The organism is Actinoplanes sp. NPDC049548 (assembly GCF_040676695.1).
Classification (GTDB): Bacteria; Actinomycetota; Actinomycetes; order Mycobacteriales; family Micromonosporaceae; genus Actinoplanes.
In genome coordinates this window covers 124545-142270 of record NZ_JBFAPM010000020.1, presented here as the reverse complement: position 1 = coordinate 142270, position 17726 = coordinate 124545, and the positions used below count along the sequence as shown (strand labels likewise).

Genomic DNA, 17726 nt, shown 5'->3' with positions numbered 1-17726 from the left:
AGGTCAAGGCCGACGCCGCCGCCGCCAAGGCCGACAAGGCCCAGGAGAAGGCCGACGCCGCCGCCGCCAAGGCCGCCGCGAAAGCCGCCAAGTAACAGAACCCCGAACACGACGACCGCGGTCAGGGCCCCCACTGACCGCGGTCGTCGCATGCTCTACCGGAGGAACCGGACCTGCGGGCAGTGAGGTGAAGGCCGGTCGAGCAGATGGTGGTCGAGCCCGCGAAGGTGAAGGTCGAAGAACGCTCGCAGGTAAGCCCGCTGGGCACGGATGGCGCGGTGCGGGTCGAGGGAACCGATCGCCTGCGTCAGCCGGTCGGGGGTCAACCCGAGAGCCGGCGCCGCCTGGGGCATCAGCGTTTCGAGGTCCGTGAAGGAGATGTGGGTGGAACCCGTGAGGGCGAGCTCGCGCTTCCAGCCGTACTGGGTGGCCCAGAACCGGTCCCAGCTCGGGTCGTTCGGACCCGGGCCGGGATCGCTGCCGAACAGCAGGAAGGGCCGGTCGGTGCCCGCGGTGAGTGGCGGCAGCAGGCTGCCGTCCAGGTCGGCGCCGGCCCGCAGGCGCCGGTCGGCGCGGATCGCCGCGGCGGCCGTCGCGCCCCCGAGCGAGTGGCCGACCATGCCGATCCGGGACAGGTCGCACGCGCCGGCGAAGGTGACGGGCAGCCGGCGCCGCCCGGCATTGAGCGCGGTGAGCTGGTCCAGGACGAAGCGGGTGTCGGCGGTCCGCACGGCCAGGGCCTTGGCGATCAGGGCGTCGTCGATGTCACCGGCGACGGCGAAGGTCTCCACGCGCCCGCCGGGGAACTCGACCAGGTCGGCGTCGTAGGTGTGGTCGATGGCGACGACGACGTAACCCCGGCTGGCCAGCTCCTCGATCAGGACGGTGCCGAGACTGCGGTCGCTGCGCAGGCCCGGCGAGTAGAGGACGACCGGTCTCCCCCGCCGGCCCCGGTCCACCGGTGCGGCCGCGTGAGCGTGCGTGGCCGGCAGCAGCAGCGCGCCGGCCGGAATGCCCTGCTCCCGCTCGAAGAACGGTACGGCGGCAGGTGACATCCACGGCGCGACCGGGTGGTCGTGGGTTCGGTGCGCCGGGTACCACAGCTGGACCATGAGCTCGCGGGGGCGCGAGGGCTGCCACGGATCGGCACGGGACCGGTCGACGAGGTGCCACGCGACCGTACCGAGCGGATGCGGACCGGTCGGGCCGGGCAGGGTGAGCTGCAGCGGCGCAGCCCTGGCACGTCGTGGCCTCGCGGGCGCCGCGGTGGCGAGGGGAACGGATGCGAGCGCGGAGGCGGCTGCGCCCAGCAGTGATCGTCGGGTCAGCGAGCTCTTGGTAAGCATGCGGCCGAATGTAAGGTTCACCTTCCACCGAGTCAAGGAAGCTTGACATGATGGAAGGCACGCTTTACTTTCGGACCATGGCAGACACGGCATCTCCCGACCGATCCACCCGCGCGGCCCGCCGCGCGGTCTTCGTCGACGGCCTACCCGTGGTCACGCTGGGCGTGGTGGCGCTGGCCCTGGGCGGCAACCCCGATCAGAGCGCCGTCCAGAAGGGCTGGTGGATCGCGACGACCACCGTGTTCTCCCTGGCCGTGGCATGGGTGCTGCTCCGTGCGTTCCGGCGCGCGGACGAGTACCTCCGCAAGATCCAGCTGGAGAGCATGGCGATCGCGTTCGCCGTCGTCCTCATCGGACTGCAGGTCGCCACCCTGCTCGACGCCGCGGGGGTCATCGAGCTGCACCAGCTCGCCCAGCTCCTGCTCATCGGCGGGATCGGCTTGTGGCTGACGATCGCCGACCTCCGCACCCGCCTGCACCGCTGATGAAGAACCGACTCCGCGAGCTGCGCGCCGCACGCCGGTGGAGCCAGGCGGACCTGGCCGACCGCTGCCAGGTCTCCCGGCAGGCCATCAACGCCATCGAGACCGAACGGTACGACCCCAGCCTGCCCCTGGCGTTCACCATCGCCGACGTGTTCGGCCTGACCATCGAGGAGATCTTCCGACCCGAGCGGCCCTGACCACGGCCGCCCGCAGCGTCGGCAGGGTCGATGAGGCCTCCGTCGGGTCGCTTCCACCCTGGAACGCTGACCAGAGTGGAAGCGAACCTCCGACCTACTTCTTCTTCGCCTTGCCCTTCTTGTCCTTCTTCTTGGTGCTCTTCTTCGCCATGGACGCCACCCCTCTCCACCACGCTGTGCCTGATGTGCCGTTACGCAGTCCGCAGCGTATGAGGACGCCGACGCACCCGGCTCATCCCGGCGGGATGACCGACGCCGGACCGGGTCAGCGGCCGGATCGCAGGATCCGGCTCACGTCGCCGAAGCTGACGGTGAGCGACCAGCCGGAGGTCGTGGACACCAGCTCGGCCCGGGTGACCCTCGGCCCCCGGGGCTCCGGGCAGGACTGGCCGACGGCCGGCGGCAGGGAGGTGCCGGAGATGCCCGCGTACGGGCCGGTGATGCGGAAACCGGCCGTCCGGGAGCTTTCGCCGTAGCCGGTCGACCCACCCCGGCGCGGCTCGCGGACCACGCGGTCGGTCAGCTCGAACCGGCCGAACTCGCTCTGGTGCTCGATGCGGAAGGAGCCCTTGCCGCAGGAGACCGAGTACGTGTCGTTCGTCCAGAAGTCGTGGCTGAAGGCAAGGTCCGCAGCGCGTGCCGCCAAAGTGTGGTCGCTCCAGCCGAACGCCTTCCGGACGTCGGCGGCGTCGGCGTAACCGGACTTGGTTTCGGCGTCGTAGCGCACCGATGCCGCGGCTGGGACGGCGTACCCGAGGGCTGCGGTGAGGGTTGCGGCAGAGACGGTGAGGTGAATGGTGCGGCGCGGGAACATCTCTGGTTCTACTCCTCGGCGTTGACCTTCGGGTTGCTACCGCGTCCAACGATCATGATGGGGTGGACGGCGCGCATAGCCTTGGCCTGTGAGTTTCGGGACGTACGCGCGCAAGGTGAGGGACCGTTCGCTGCCCTATGGGCGCCGGGTCAACGCGTTGGCGGGTTGCGTTCAGCTCTATCGACCGATCGGTTACCTGGCGACGTTCGCGTATCTGGAGCACCTTGCCGGACCGCTGCGCCGTGACGAGTATGCCCTGCTCCGGGCCGTGGACGCGCTGGCGACGAGCCGCGCGGTGTGGCTGAAGGAGCTGGATGCCTACGCCGCCCGCAGGCAGGCCGCCAAGCGGGCGGGACGGCGTAGCACGCGTCCGTCCGAGCTCAATCCGAGCAGGCCGGCCTGCTGGTACGGCGACTCGCGCCGGGCTGCCGTCTTCACGCTCGGGTTCCTGCTGAGGAACCAGGAGCGCAGTGCCCATGCCGAAGAGGACGTCGTCCGTCTCGCGCGGTCCGTCCTGGAGGCACCGGGCGACCTGAGCCCCGCACGCCTCGAGCAGGTGGACCTTCTCCGCAACCGGTTCGAACGGCTGCAGGCGGCGTCGGGGTGGCCGGATGTCGACTGGCCGAACTGGGTGAGGGCTCGCCAGTCGCTGTGGATGCTGCATCAGATCTGCTACGCGACGGCGTGAACACAGCGGCACCCCGGTCCCATCGGCCCCGGGGTGCCGCTGTGCCGTGGCGTCAGCTCTGGACGAACACCGCGACCGATCGTGCCGGGACGGTGAACGTACCGGTCGCGGACGCGAACGACGCCGTCCGCAGCGCCGGGTCCGCCGCCGTACGCTGGACCGGGTGCAGCGCCACCTTCGCTCCTCGCAGCGCGGTGACCGTCTGCCTGGCGGCTGCCGGGGTGGCGTTGAACACCACGGTGACCGACTTCCAGCGCTTGTCGAGGCCGCGCCCGTCCAGCTTCATGGTGATGACACCGGGCGTTGCGGCTCCGGCCGCCGGGAACGAGAGCCGCTTCTGCACCTCGGCCGCGGTGGGCAGGCCGAAGACCGGCGTCGACCGGCGGATCGTCAGCAGCTCGCGGTAGGTGGCGTCGGCCAGGCCGATCGCCGCGCAGTCCGGCTTCAGGGCGGGGTCGGCCAGGAGCGGTTTCGCGTACGGCCATTTGGCCTCGTTGTCGGCGGCCGGGGGAAGGCCGCGGCCGAAGCCGTTGCCCTTGGTGCAGTCCCATTCGATGCGGTTGAACCAGTCGCCGGAGTTGAACGAGTTGCGATCCAGGGACTTGGAGCGCAGCCGCTCGCTACCCGCGGTGACGAAGCCGACGCCCTGGCCGAGCGCCGTCGTGGCCAGCGCCAGGGATTGCATGCGGGCACGGTCGGTGGCCGAGGTCGACTGCGGCAGCTTGTACGCGAGAGCGTCGTACAGGATCTCGTTGTCGTGAGCATCCACGTACGTGATCGCCTCGATCGGGCGGGCGTTGTACCCGGCCGGGGAGCCGTTGTAGTCGATCTCGGCTCCCGTCTTCACCGTGCCGTCCGAAGCGGTGAACGAGTACTGCGCGAGGTTGCCGCTGAGGCCGACCTTGATGAGGTCCTGGTAATGCAGCAGCCGGGCCTTCTGCTCGTCGGCCGTGCCGTTGACGGGGTCGCCGTTGGGGGCCGTGAACAGGCCTGACGCGAAGCCCTGCACGCGCGGGTCGTCGTCGAACGGGCCCCCGCCTCGGACGGCGTCGCGCAGGCGGTCGTTGAAGGTGCCGATGCCCGTGCCGGCCATGTTCCGCTGCGTCGCCTGGACGAAGCGCGCGTTGCCGGCCACCTCGCCGAAGTCCCAGCCCTCGCCGTACACGTAGATCTTCTTGCCGTCGACGCCGTCGCGGGCGAGGGTGAGCTTGTCGAGGGCGGCCCGGACGGCCTGGATGTTCGCCTTGGGGTGATGGCCCATCAGGTCGAAGCGGAAACCGTCGATCTTGTACGCCTTCGCCCACGTGACGACCGAGTCGACGACGAGCTTGCCCATCATCGCGTTCTCGGTCGCGGTGTTGGCGCAGCAGGTGGAGTTCGCGACGGTACCGTCCTCGAGCAGCCGCTGGTAGTAGCCCGGCACGATCTGGTCGAGGATCGAGTGCGGGTCGGTGCCGGCGGCCGAGGTGTGGTTGTAGACGACGTCCATGACCACGCGCAGGCCGGTGCCGTTGAGCGCGGCGACCATCTGCCGGAACTCCTTGGTGCGGGCGGCGCCCTCGGGGTTCGTCGCGTAGCCGCCTTCCGGGGTCGTGTAGTGCAACGGGTCGTACCCCCAGTTGTAGCCGTCCTCGGCGGCCACCGCCGCGACGCATTTCTGCTGCTCGGCGGAGTCCGGCGGGAGGGCGGCCAGGTCGCAGGCGGGCTGCTTCTGGTCGGCGCGCTTCTCCGGGATGGTGGCGAAGTCGAAGACCGGCAGCAGGTGCACGTGGGTGGTACCGGCCCGGGCGAGCTGCCTGAGGTGTTTCATCCCGGGCGAGTTCGCGTCGGTGAACGCCGCGTACGTGCCCTGCTCGGAGAAGTCGCGGACCGACAGCTCCGAGATCTCGATCTTCCCGGGTGCCGGCTTGTGCAGGCGGTTCCAGCCCGCGGGGGTCAGCGCCGGGTCGCTCAGGTCGGCGATCAGGCTGTGCGTGGAGTTGGCCGACAGCGCGAGCGAGTACGGGTCGGTGACGCTCGCCGTGACGACCTTGCGGGCGGCCGGCTGCCACGCGGTCACGCGGTAGCGGTAGTACCTGCCCTTCCAGTCGCGCGGACCGGTCACCGCCCAGACGCCCGTGTGGGAGTTCCGTGCCATCGGTACGACCCGGGCGGTGGCGGCCGGGGTGTCGAAGAGCTCGAGCTGCACCGACTGCGCGGTCGGTGCCCACACCGCGAGCCGGGGCCGGCCGCCGTCGAAGACCGGGCCGAGCTTCGCGGTCGTGGCGGCGGCGTAGACGTCGTCGAGCACGCCTGCCGTCTGCACTCCGGTGGCCGAGAGCAGCTTGCCCTGCGCGTCGCGTTCGGTGACCGCGACCTGCCCGCGGAGGATCTCGCGGACGTCGGTGCCGCGCGGCAGCGTGAAGGCGCCGTACTGCCACAGGTGCGGGAACTTCTGCCGCTGCACCTCGGTGAGGCCGTTGCGCTGGGCGCGCAGCCGGATGCTGTGCTCGGGCGAGGCCGGGTCGAGGCCGCCGCCGGGCGCCCAGACCAGGTCGTAGACCCGCCCGTCGGTGCCCGCGCCGACCGGCTCGAGCGTGCTGCCGGTGCCGGTCTTCCACGCGATGGTCGAGCGGTCCAGCCACACCGCGGCGGACTTGGTCAGGTCCACGGTTCCGCCGCCGGCCTTGCGGACCACGGGCAACAGCCGATCAGGTACGCCGGCCAGCAGCCACACCTCACGCCCTGCCGAGGCGACGTCGAGCCGCTGGTCGTCGGGCAGGTCCTTGGTGTCGCCCTTGTGGATGATGTAGTTCAGCCCGGTGGCCCCGGCCTTGAGCGGCACCTTGAACGTCACGCCGAACGCGTCGGTCGCGGCGGGCGCCAGCGGCGCGGACCAGTCGGTCGGGTTCGCCGCGCCGTCCCACACGTGCAGGCCCCAGCCGCTGTAGTCGCCGTCGGCGCGGCGGTAGTGGATGACCGCCGTGTTCTCGTCCTGCTGTACCGGCGGTCGCTCGGTGCCGACCGCGGGATCGCCCTGCTTCAGCCAGACCTCGGGGTTGGCCGTCGGGTCCAGGAAACGGTCGGCCGCCACGTCCTTGGTGCCGTTCTTGTCCACCACGATGAAGCCCACGTTCTTGGCGCCGGGCTTGAGTTTCACCCAGGCGAAGCGACCGTACGCGTCCACGCCGGCGAACGGCTGCCCCTGCGGCCACGTCGTCTGGGCCGACTCGTCGATGTCGCCGAAGGCGTACAGGCCCCAGTCGTCGTAGTCACCGTCCGGCCGCTGGTAGTGCACGACCGCGTAGTCCGGCCCGGACGTGACGACGGGCGTGCCGACCTTGATGCCGCTGGTCGTGGTGGCGGTACGCCCCCTGCTGTCACGCACGGTGGCCCGGTACGTCACCGGTGTCGCGCCGGCCAGCCCGGTCAGGTCGTGGTAGATCCGGTACGGCGGGGTGTCGGCGGTGCCGAGCGTCCGCCACCGGCCGTCGCCGACCTTCGCCTGGAACGCGACGGTGGCCAGCGGGTCGCCCGTCACCGAGGCGGTCAGCTCCGTACGCGCAGGCACGAACGCCCCGGACCCGGGCGCGGTGATCTGCACGGTCGGTGCCGCGGCAGGCGCGGGGATCGTCCGGCCGGCGCGGTACGCGACCGACGACAGGGCCGGGACGGTCAGGGTGAGCTTGCCGTCGGCGCCGGTGGCGGTCGCCGCGCCGCCGCCGTAGATGCCCTGGAACGGTGAGCTCGGCGTCCACGTGTCGATGGTGACGGTCTGCGCGGTGGTCGCGTTGTTGACCGCGATCACGTACTCCTGCCGCTTGGCACGGTCGATGCGGGAAGCGGCGAAGATGCCGGGGCCGTCGGACGCGTACCGGGTGACCTGGTCGCCGTCGCGCAGGGCCGGGTGGGCCTTGCGCAGCGCGCCCAGCGTGGCGATGGTCCGGTAGATCGGGTGCCGCGTCTCGTAGTTGGCCTGGGCGTGGGTGCGGTCGGTGCCGATCAGGTCGTCGTCGAGGTAGTCCGGCGTCCTGCTGGCGAACATGTCCTGGCGGGCGTCCTTGTCGCCGCCGGGGCCGGTGAAGCCCTGCTCGTCGCCGGAGTAGACCACCGGCTGGCCGCGGGTGAGGAACATCAGCTCGTGGGCGAGCTGGTCGCGCCGCAGCTGGGCGGCGGGGTCCTTCTCGGCGGCGGCGACGAAGGAGCCGATGCGGCCCATGTCGTGGTTGCCGAGGAAGGTCGGCAGTCGGTTCGCCGAGGTGTCGTCGGTGGTGTACAGATCGTCCTTGGCGTACAGGTCGGCCAGGGCCTTGGCGGAGCCGCCGTCGGCGGTGAAGGTCTTGGCCGCGGCCTGGAAGGAGAAGTCGAGGGTGGCGGGCAGCCCGCCGCGGCGCACGTACGTGGACTCGATCTCCTGGTCGGCGCTGTAGACCTCGCCGAACATGAAGAACCCGGGCTTGCCGGCGTTCCTCGCGGCGGCCTCGATGCCGGCCGAGAACTGCGGCCAGAAGTCCAGGTTGGAGTGCTTGACGGTGTCCAGCCGGTAGCCGTCGATGCCGGTGCCGGAGATCCAGTCCGCGTAGATCTTCGTCATGCCGCGGACCACCTCGGGGCGCTCGGTCCAGAGGTCGTCGAGGCCGAAGAAGTCGCCGTACTCGCTGTTCTCGCCGACGAACGTGGAGTCGCCGCGGTTGTGGTACATCGTCGGGTCGTTCAGCCACGCCGGGACCTTGGCGTTCCTGTCCTTCGCGGCGAGAACCGGCGTGTACGGGAACGACTTGGTGTTCACGGCCGGGAAGGCGCGGCTGCCGTCGGCATAGTTGCGGTCCTCGAACGTGCGCCCCTGTGCGTCCCTGTACGGCTTCGCGGTCTTGTCGACGTACGCGTACTTGTCCTCGGCGTACTTGATGACGTCCGCGGTGTGGTTGACGATGATGTCGAGGTAGATCTTCATGCCGCGCCGGTGCGCGAGCTTGACCAGGCGCTTGAGGTCGGCGTTGCTGCCGAAATGCGGGTCGACCTGCGTGAAGTCGGTGATCCAGTAGCCGTGGTAGCCGGCCGAGATGTCGGTGCCGCTGCCCTGCACCGGCTTGTTCTTGAAGACCGGCGCCAGCCAGATCGCGGTCGTACCGAGGCCCTGGATGTAGTCCAGACGGTCGATGACGCCCCTGAGGTCCCCGCCGTGGTAGAAGCCCTTGTCGGCCGGGTCGTAGCCGGTGGAGAGGCGGTCGCCGGAGAGGCCACCGCGATCGTTGCGGGCGTCGCCGTTGGCGAAGCGGTCCGGCAGTACGAAGTAGAACTGCTCGTTGGCGGTGGCGCTGCCGGGCCGGTCGAAGCCCCAGTCCGCCGCGGGCGGCGCGGCCTGGGCGGGCGCGGGAACCCACGCGCCGAGCACGAGGAGGACGGCGAGCAGCAGCCTGCTCACCCGCGAGATCTGCACATCGAGGCCTTCCTATCGGCGGGAACGACGCACGCTAACCCCCGACGGAAGACCTATGCAAGAGCTTGCAAGACCCGTCATGCCATTACATGGAATCAGGCAGGAAACACACCGGACATCTTCGGGCGAGCGCGAATGATCGGACGCAAGATCTTGCGGGTCCCGGCGCCTACTGCCCCTGCTCGGCCTCGACCTGCTGGTTCCATTCGCGCTTGGTCGACTGCCAGCCGTCCTCGTTCAACCCCCGGCGCCAGTAGCCGGAGATCGACAGCTGAGCCATCGGGATCTGCTTCTCCACCCGCAGCAACCGCCGCAGCTCCTTGACGAAGGTCGCCTCACCGTGGACGAACGCCTGCACGTTCCCGGCCGGCCATTCGAGCTCGCGAACGGCCGCGACCAGCGCCTCCCCGACCGGCCGCCCGCCGCGATGCAACCAGGTGACGTCCCCGTCCAGCTTCTGCTCCTCGGCCGCATCGGCCACCTCGACGAACGCGTGCACGCGCGCGTCCGCGGGCATACGCTCGAGCGCCGCGGCGATGGCCGGCAACGCACTCTCGTCCCCCGCCAGCAGATGCCACTCCGCGGCCGGGTCCGGCGCGTAACCCCCGCCGGGCCCCATGAACCGCACCGGGTCACCCGGGCGCGCCGACGCCGCCCACGGCCCGGCGACGCCCTCGTCGCTGTGCACCACGAAGTCCAGCCAGAGCTCGGGAACGTCGGGCAGCCAGCGCCGCACCGTGTACGTCCGCACGACCGGCCACGAGGCCCGCGGCATCGTCTCGCGGATCAGCCCCATGTCGAACGGCTCGGGATAGGTCACGCCCGGCTGCGGGAAGAGCACCTTGACGTAGTGGTCGGTGAACTCCCCCGCCTGCACCTCCCGCAGACCGTCACCGCCCACGACGATGCGCACCATGTGCGGGGTGAGCTGTTCCACCCGGGTCACGACACCGGTCCGGGCTGATCTGTTCGGCATGCCGGTAAGGCTACCCTTATCGATCCACCCCGACGCCGAGCGCAAACGGTGCAGTCACCCCGGCGCGGGAACCTGCCACAATGCACTGACCGGCATGGCGCGCAGCTTGTCACCGAACGGCAGCGTGGAGGTGCCGGTGTACAGAACGACCCCGGCGATGAAGTCGTCGCCGAGACGGTCGGCCAGCCGGCGCAGCCCACGGAAGTCGTCGGGTCCCACGGTCGAGGCCGCCTTCACCTCGATGCCGACGACCTGGCCGGATCTGCTCTCCAGCACCGCGTCGACCTCGAACCTGCTGCGGTCGCGGTAGTGGGACAGTTCGGCGGACTGCTCGGACCAGGTGAGCTGGCGGGTCAGCTCGGAGACGACGAAGGACTCGAGCAGCGGCCCGAACGGTGCGCCGGGACGCAGCAAGGTCCTCGCATCGACCGCAATCTCGTTCGCGGCAATCCCGGAGTCGACGAATACCAGCTTCGGCGCGGCCGTCGCTCGGGTGCCCAGGTTGCGAGACCACCCTGGAATCCGCTTGACCAGGTACATCTCCTCCAGCGCCTGCAGATATCGCGCGATGGTGGGGCGGCTCAATGCGAGCGCCGACTCAAGGGAGTTGGCGGCGATGACGGTTGCGGATCGGGCGGCGAGCAGCCGTACGAGTTTGCGAAGCTCGCCCTTGCGCTGGATGTCGGACAGCTGCCTGACGTCACGGTCGATGAGCGCCTGCACATATGCGTCGAGGAAACGCTGGCGGCGCCGAGCGTCGTCACGGGCAGCAGCTTCGGGAAGGCCGCCGCGCACGATCCTGGCGGCATAGTCGGCCCGGGTCACCGTTGACTCGTGCCGCAGGTTCGGCCCGATTCTGAAGATGGCGTCGATGAACCCGTCCGGCTCGCCGTCCATCTCGCCCTGAGAGAAGGGCCAGAGCTCGACGGTCTCCATCCTGCCGGGAAGAGCGTCGGGGGCGGCAACCATCCCGAAGAGCCGCGAGGAGCCGGTGAGCAGATAGCGACCCGGGCGCGGATCTTCGTCGACAGCGGCTTTGATGGCCAGCAGCAGCTCGGGAGCGCGCTGAATCTCGTCGATCACCAACAGCTCCGAGGAGTCGACGAAACCGACGGGATCCGCGAGGGCCGCGGCTCTGTCCTGTGCCCGGTCGAGATCACGCCGCTCGACCAGCCGATCGCCCGCGACCACGCGCACAAGGGTGCTCTTACCGGCTTGCCGTGCTCCGCTGATCAGAACGACGCGGGTGTCGGCCAGCGCAGCGTTCACCTGGGCTGCGGCGTGACGAGGAACCAACCGAGCGACGGGCACAAGCCCATCATAACCCGCTAGACTTTCGATCTGCGGCAGGTTTTCCTTTCGATCTGCGGCAGACTTCGTGTTCGATTTGCTCCGGAGGAGTGTTCGATCTGCTGCGGTCGGGGTCCTACCGGTCAGGCCGATGATCAGGAAAAACGGTGATCTCGAGGCGATCGTCCGCCAAGGGCGGCGGCTGTGGCCGCGTCGCCTTCCTAACCGCCCGGCGGAACCGGTCGCTGCGCCGGTACACCAGCAGCGCCTCGACTGCCAGCCATGCCGCGGCGAGGCCCAGGATCAGCTCGCGGAGGCTGCCCGAGCTGCCGCTGCAGGCCGTTGCGACGGTGCTCAGGCCCACCACGATCCGGGTGGTCCGGGCCCAGAGGGCACCCGTGAACCCGGCGGTCAGCGCGAGGACCCCGATGAGCTCCCAGCCGCGCCAGAGCGCCCGGCCGGAGACGGGCAGGCCCGCGGCGTGGGCGGTGAGGAAGTCGCGGACGGGTTCGGTCAGGACCGACCCCAGGTCGACGGCGATCAGCCATGGGATGAAGAAGTCGGCGCTGCGGAACTGGCCGCGCAGGATCAGCCAGACCTCGAGCAGGACGACCAGCGACGGCGCCACGATGAACAGCGCGACTGCCGTGCCGGCAAGGCCTCGGACGATCTTGAGCCAGGCGGGACGGTTCCGGGTTCCGGGTTCGTCCGCACCGGGCTTGCCGAGGAACCGCGCGATCACGCTCACGGCCCGTCATCCTGGCAGGACGGCGCAACGTCGCGGGTTCACACCGTGAGGAGGGCGAAGAAGCCTCCCACCACCGGGCGGGCCTGGAAGCCCTGCTGCCGACCGGTCACCACGTCGTACCAGTCGGTCATCGGGACCCGCTGGCCGGTCGTGGTCGCGAAGCGGTACAGGCCGTCGACGAGCAGGTCGCGGATCTCGTCGTGGTCCTTGAGCCAGGCCGCCGTCCACATCTCCCAGTCGGCTTTCGTGTACGAGTGCCGCACGTCGAGCGGCACGCCGTCGGTGGCCGCGCGGGTCAGGTACCAGGAGGCCTCGCGGGCTGCCACGGACGGCGGGACCAGGCCGAGGCCGAGGAGGGCGTCGGCGTAGCCGTTGTACTTCAGGCTCCACGTGCCGTCCTGGTCGTACGCGAGCTTCAGGTGCCGGCCCGAGGGGTCGGTCGCCATCCGCTCCCACTCGGCGATGTCATGCCGGGCGGTCGCGAGGTAGGTGGTGGTGCGTCCGGCGTACCCGGCGATCCTGCTCATGGCGCCGAGCCCGACGATGCCCTTCAGGGCGAGGTTGACGCTGTGCGCGATGAAGCCGGTGAAGTCGTCCGTCTGGTTCTGCAGGTCGGGGTCCAGGGCGTGCTCGACCAGGTAGTCGGCCCACCGCTGGAAAATCGGGTAGTGGCGGGTCGCGTACGCCCGCCGCTCCCCCGCCGGGATCCGGGCCAGGTAGGCGGCGGCCATGATGAGCATGTTGGCGGACTCCTCGACGGGCATGTCCTCCTCGCCCGTGCCGGAGAGGTGGCCGTCGGCGTTCGGGTAGTGGGTGCCGAGGTCGTGGGGCGCGAACTCGTGCGGGTAGCCGCGCTTCTCCGTGTAGTCGAGGACCGGCGCCAGGAGCAGGCCGAGGTACTGCGGGTCGGCGTACAGGAAGACCGGCATGGCGGGGTAGGTCACGTCGACCGTCTGCATGTTGCCGTTGCTGGAGATCTCCTTCAGGAACGCCCACGGTTCGCCGTCCTTGACGGCCAGGTCGGTGGCCGCGTACGCCTGCCGGAAGGCGAGCGCGCACAGGGCGGCGTACTTCGCTCCGCCGGCCCGGGTCGCATCCCGTTCGATCTTCGCGTCGAGGCGTGCGCAGCGGGTGACGGCCGCGGTGAAGTCGGCGTGGAACTCGGCGACCATCTCGGGCCAGCCCCGCCAGTACTTCTTCCACAGGGGAGGCAGCTGCTCGCCGAGGTAGCTGACCACCGGCTCGCGGACGTGCCCGATGCCGAGCACGAAGGGCGCCGTGCGCGACCGCCCGACGGTTCCCAGGTCCAGGCTGTACGCGAAGACGGGCCACCGGTCGTCGATCGGTCGCGGGTTCTGCTGGTCGACGGTGCCGGAGAGGGCACCGGCGTGGGCGCGTACCTCGGCGTCGGGACCGATCTGCCAGGTCAGGCCGGGGCGTGTGGGGCTGGAGAGCACGACGGTCCCCCACTCGGCGCTGTCACCGGTCTCGCCCAGCACCCGCGGCTCGCTCTGCCCGAAGCTGAGGCTGACCACGCCGCCGTGTTCGCGCTGCTCCCAGGTGATCGGGCGGTGCGCGTCGCCGGAGGCCCACTCGCCCGACACGTCGACGTAGACCGCGACGCGATGCGGCGCACCGTCGGTGCTGCGGGCGGTCACGCTCAGGTAGCTCAACGGCTGGGACTGCCGCCGCAGGTCGCCCGGGGTCACCGGGGACAGGAACGTCACCGTCAGCTCGACGCCGCGCTGCTCGAGCACGAACTCCGACCTGGTCGCGGTGACCGTCAGCGACGTCTGGCGCATGGCGGGGAAGGGGTTCGGCCCCGGCGACGCCGGTGATCCCAGGAACAGCAGCGGCTCGCCGTCGATGACGGCGAGCCCGGTCATGGCGGTCACCCGGCCGGTCCAGAAGGTGGGCCAGCTGCCGGGCAGGTTGTCGGCGGCGAGCCAGGTGCTCAGGTACGGCGAACGCACGGCCAGCGGCACGGCGGGCGGGCGGAACGCCTCGGCCGGCACACGCGGGGGCGCGGCGGCCACCGGCGCTCCAGGCGTCAACGCCCCGGCGGCGAGGCCGGCCGCACCCACCTGGAACAGTCGTCGTCGCTCCATGAAACTCCCCGATCCCGAACACAACTCAACGAGATCAAACTAGACCGGACACGACGCGCGCGCTAGTGATGATTTTCGATGTCCGGGGGAACGGCGAGGGCGACGGCGAGCTGGAGCAGCCACTGCGGGTCGCGGAGGCGGTCGCCGTACAGCTCCCGGAGGCGCGACATGCGGTAGCGGACCGTCTGCGGGTGCACGAACAGCTCCGCCGCCACGTCCTCGCGCCGGCCCTGGTGCAGCAGCCAGCTGCGCAGCGTCTCCACCAGCTTCGCCGCGGTGGCCTCCCGCTCCCCGGCCAGCGGCGCCAGGGCGCGCTCGCGCAGGTCGGCCAGCGCCTGGCAGTCCGCGGTCACGACAAGCGTCAGCAGGTGGTCGTCGGTGTCGACGGCGGCGGTGCCCACGGGCCGTACGCCGAGCCGGGACACCCGCACCGCCCGGGCGAGCGACTCGCGAGCGTTCAGCCACGGCCGGGCGGGTCCGGCGATCGCGGAACGGCCGGCCAGCAGGCGCAGCAGGTGGGCGCGGGACGGGCCGTGCGCGTCCGGGACCAGCAGCACCGACGTCTCCGGCTGGTCGGGGCCCGCCTCGGCGACCAGCAGGGTGCGCGGGTCGAGCAGGTCGGCGACCGGACGGGCGGCGCGCTCCGGCACGAGCACCGCGGTCAGGGTCTGCGGCGGCGCCCATTCCGCGCGTTCCGCCGCGGCGATCACGGCGTGGGCGGACTCGCCGGCGGCCAGGGCCTGGGCCAGCAGTTCGAGGTGGCGCCGGCGGGCCCGTCCGGAGGAGGCCAGCTCGTCGGCGTGCCCGGCGACGCTCGCCGCGGACAGCTCGTCGATGTACGCGAACACCAGCTCGGCGAAGTGGGCGATGGTGGACGCGGGCTGCCCCGCGGCGACACTGATCGCGGCGAGCTCACGCCACGACACCCGGGCACCCACCCGGTACGCCGCGAGCAGCGCGTCGAGGCTCCGGCCGGAGCGCGCCTCGCCGCGGCCCAGGGCGTACGCTGCCTCGAGGGCTGGGGCCAGCGGGGCGCGTGAGTCGGAGCCGGGCGCCCGGGAGACCAGGTTCAGGAACGTGCCGAGGGCCGCCTGCACCGCCCGCTCGATCTTGACGCCCAGCTCGCCGGCGAACGCCTTCGTGTACGCAGGGACCTCCGCGGTGATGGCCGTGATCGTCTGCACGGCGACGTCGGGCAGCCCGTGCCGAAGGGGTGCGACCAGGTCCCTCGAGAGCCGGAAGTCGCGTACGTCGGGCAGCGTCTCGTCCATCCCGGCTCCAGGTTTGATCGCATCTTCTTGTCTCCAGCGAACAATAACTCCCCAGCATTTCACTTCGGCAGGTCAGGCATTCGTTCCCCGGACACAGCACGCTTAAGACATGGCTGTGACACGGACGCTGCGGTCCGGGGCGTGGCGGGTCGTCGAGCTGATCACGACCCCGCTCGTCCCGGCTGACTACCTCGATCAGGTCGCCCCGCTGCGCAACGCCTCGGTGCTGCGCGCCAAGATCGTCGCGGTCCGTCCCGAGACCGCGAACAGCGTCACGCTGACCCTGCGGCCCGGACGCAACTGGCGTCCGCACGTGCCCGGGCAGTACGTCCGGCTGGGCGTCGACGTCGACGGCGTACGGCTCTGGCGCTCGTACTCGGTGACCAGCGCACCCCGGCGCGGCGACGAGCGGTTCACCGTGACCGTCAACGCGATCCCCGGCGGCGTGGTCAGCACGCACCTCGTCCGGCACGCGAAGCGCGGCATGATCCTGCACCTGGACGTGCCGGCGGGCGAGTTCACGCTGCCCCCGGCCGTTCCGGCGAAGGCACTGTTCGTGACGGCCGGCAGCGGCATCACCCCGGTGATGGGCATTCTCCGCAGCCACCCGCAGCTGACCGACGTGGTGGTGGTGCACTCCGCGCGTACCGCTGAGGACGTGGTGTTCGGCGCGGACCTGCGGGCGCTGGCCACGCAGGGACGGATCCGCCTCGTCGAGCGGCACACCCGCACCGACGGCCGGATCAAGCCGGCCGACCTCGACGAGCTGGTGCCCGACCTGTTCGAGCGCGAGACCTGGGCCTGTGGGCCCAACGAGCTGCTCGACGACCTCGAGGAGCACTGGGAGCAGGCCGGCGCCCGGGAACGGCTGCGGACCGAGCGGTTCCGGCCCACGGTGGTCGCCGACGGCGCCGGGGGCGGGAGCGTCGCCTTCACCCGTACCGGAAAGACCGTCGAGGCCGGCGCCGCGGAACCGCTGCTGGAGGCCGGCGAGGCCGCGGGGGTGCTGATGCCCTCCGGCTGCCGCATGGGCATCTGCTTCAAGTGCGTGCTGCCGCTGCGTGAGGGCGCGGTGCGCGACCTGCGCGACGGCACGCTGACCGTCGCCGAGCCGGGCGACTCCATCCTCGTCCAGACCTGCATCAACGCCGCCGCCGGCCCCTGCCGCATCGAACACTAAGAGGTACCACCGTGACCACTCTGCAGCGCAAGAACGCCAACCCGATCGCCCACCTCACGCCCGAGGACATCGAGGCGATCGGCGTCGAGCTGGACGCGATCCGCGACGAGGTGGTGGAGAGCCGGGGCGCTAGCGACGCCGCGTACATCCGGCGGGTGATCGCGGTGCAGCGGCGCCTGGAGATCGGCAGCCGCGCGGTGCTGCTGTTCTCGCTGTTCCCGCCGGCCTGGCTGCTGGGCACGGCCGGCCTGTCGGTCGCCAAGATCCTCGAGAACATGGAGATCGGCCACAACATCCTGCACGGGCAGTGGGACTGGATGCGCGACCCGAAGATCCACTCCACCACCTGGGAGTGGGACAGCGCCACGCCGGCCAAGCAGTGGCAGCACTCGCACAACGAGCTGCACCACACGTACACCAACGTGGTCGGTAAGGACAACGACCTCGGGTACGGCATCATGCGCGTCGACGAGGACCAGCCCTGGCACCCGGTCTACCTCGGCCAGCCGCTGTGGAACTTCATCAACGCCGTCTTCTTCGAGTACGGCATCGCCGCGTACGACCTCGAGCTCGGCCGCAACCTCAAGACCAAGAAGCGCCGGCGCTCGCCGGAGTTCAAGGCCCGGCTCAAAGAGGTCCGCCGCAAGATCGGCAAGCAGATGCTCAAGGACTACGTGGTGCACCCGGCGCTGTCCGGCCCGTCGTTCCTGCACACCATGGCGGCCAACGCGACGGCCAACATCATCCGCAACCTGTGGAGCCACTCGGTCATCATGTGCGGCCACTTCCCCAACGGGGTGGAGACCTTCGAGCGCACCTCCATCGAGGGCGAGACCCGCGGCGAGTGGTACCTGCGCCAGATGCTCGGCTCGGCGAACATCAGCGGCAGCAAGCTGATGCACATCATGACCGGCAACCTGTCGCACCAGATCGAGCACCACCTCTTCCCCGACCTGCCGAGCAACCGCTACGCGGAGATTGCTCCCAAGGTCCGGGCCCTGTTCGAGAAGTACGACCTCAAGTACGTCACCGGCCCGATGCCGAAGCAGGTCGCCTCGGCGTGGGCGAAGGTCTTCCGGCTGTCGCTGCCCAACCGCGGCCCGGCCTCGGTCCGCCCGCCGCGCAGGAAGATCGACCCGGCGAACCGGCCCGCCCCCCGCTGGCAGCGCGCCGAGCCCAAGCCGGCGAGCTCCTGAGGCGCAGC

The 17726-nt window shown here is 70.7% G+C and carries 13 protein-coding genes; 5 read left to right on the top strand and 8 right to left on the bottom strand.

Going from position 1 to position 17726, the window contains the following annotated elements:
- Positions 1-155: 155 nt before the first annotated feature.
- A complete protein-coding gene (locus tag AB0J80_RS31200; RefSeq protein WP_364712053.1) occupies positions 156-1346 on the bottom strand; it encodes a hydrolase in 1191 nt (396 codons plus the stop codon).
- Between the two features lie 77 nt (positions 1347-1423).
- On the opposite strand from AB0J80_RS31200, the gene AB0J80_RS31195 reads away from it, so the two are divergent.
- Positions 1424-1831 (top strand): hypothetical protein, encoded by a 408-nt coding sequence (locus AB0J80_RS31195; RefSeq protein WP_364712051.1) that lies wholly within the window; start codon positions 1424-1426, stop codon positions 1829-1831.
- Positions 1831-2028 (top strand): helix-turn-helix transcriptional regulator, encoded by a 198-nt coding sequence (locus tag AB0J80_RS31190; protein ID WP_364712048.1) that lies wholly within the window; start codon positions 1831-1833, stop codon positions 2026-2028. Before AB0J80_RS31195 ends, AB0J80_RS31190 begins: the two co-directional genes overlap by 1 nt.
- A 265-nt stretch (positions 2029-2293) precedes the next feature.
- On the opposite strand, the gene AB0J80_RS31185 is transcribed toward AB0J80_RS31190, so the two are convergent.
- A complete protein-coding gene (locus AB0J80_RS31185; RefSeq protein WP_364712045.1) occupies positions 2294-2842 on the bottom strand; it encodes a hypothetical protein in 549 nt (182 codons plus the stop codon).
- Between the two features lie 88 nt (positions 2843-2930).
- On the opposite strand from AB0J80_RS31185, the gene AB0J80_RS31180 reads away from it, so the two are divergent.
- Positions 2931-3530: a hypothetical protein gene (locus AB0J80_RS31180; protein ID WP_364712042.1), complete on the top strand. Its 600-nt coding sequence runs from the start codon at positions 2931-2933 to the stop codon at positions 3528-3530.
- A gap of 52 nt (positions 3531-3582) precedes the next feature.
- Here the strand turns inward: AB0J80_RS31180 and pulA are convergent, their stop codons facing one another.
- From pulA to AB0J80_RS31150, 6 genes are all read right to left on the bottom strand, one after another.
- A complete protein-coding gene (gene pulA / locus AB0J80_RS31175; RefSeq protein ID WP_364712040.1) occupies positions 3583-8949 on the bottom strand; it encodes a pullulanase-type alpha-1,6-glucosidase in 5367 nt (1788 codons plus the stop codon).
- 169 nt (positions 8950-9118) lie between these two features.
- A complete protein-coding gene (locus tag AB0J80_RS31170; protein ID WP_364712038.1) occupies positions 9119-9925 on the bottom strand; it encodes a siderophore-interacting protein in 807 nt (268 codons plus the stop codon).
- Positions 9926-9979: 54 nt separating this feature from the next.
- Positions 9980-11236 (bottom strand): ATP-binding protein, encoded by a 1257-nt coding sequence (locus tag AB0J80_RS31165; RefSeq protein WP_364712037.1) that lies wholly within the window; start codon positions 11234-11236, stop codon positions 9980-9982.
- A gap of 115 nt (positions 11237-11351) precedes the next feature.
- Positions 11352-11963, bottom strand: coding sequence for a hypothetical protein (locus AB0J80_RS31160; protein WP_364712034.1), 612 nt, complete (start codon positions 11961-11963; stop codon positions 11352-11354).
- A gap of 38 nt (positions 11964-12001) precedes the next feature.
- Positions 12002-14071, bottom strand: coding sequence for a DUF5127 domain-containing protein (locus AB0J80_RS31155; RefSeq protein ID WP_364712031.1), 2070 nt, complete (start codon positions 14069-14071; stop codon positions 12002-12004).
- A 62-nt stretch (positions 14072-14133) separates the two neighbouring features.
- Entirely contained in the window at positions 14134-15342 is a 1209-nt protein-coding gene (locus tag AB0J80_RS31150; protein ID WP_364712030.1) for a helix-turn-helix domain-containing protein, read from the bottom strand.
- 109 nt (positions 15343-15451) lie between these two features.
- On the opposite strand from AB0J80_RS31150, the gene AB0J80_RS31145 reads away from it, so the two are divergent.
- Positions 15452-16522, top strand: a complete 1071-nt coding sequence (locus tag AB0J80_RS31145; RefSeq protein ID WP_364712028.1) for a ferredoxin reductase — start codon at positions 15452-15454, stop codon at positions 16520-16522.
- Between the two features lie 11 nt (positions 16523-16533).
- Positions 16534-17718, top strand: coding sequence for an acyl-CoA desaturase (locus AB0J80_RS31140; RefSeq protein WP_364712026.1), 1185 nt, complete (start codon positions 16534-16536; stop codon positions 17716-17718).
- Positions 17719-17726 lie beyond the last annotated feature (8 nt).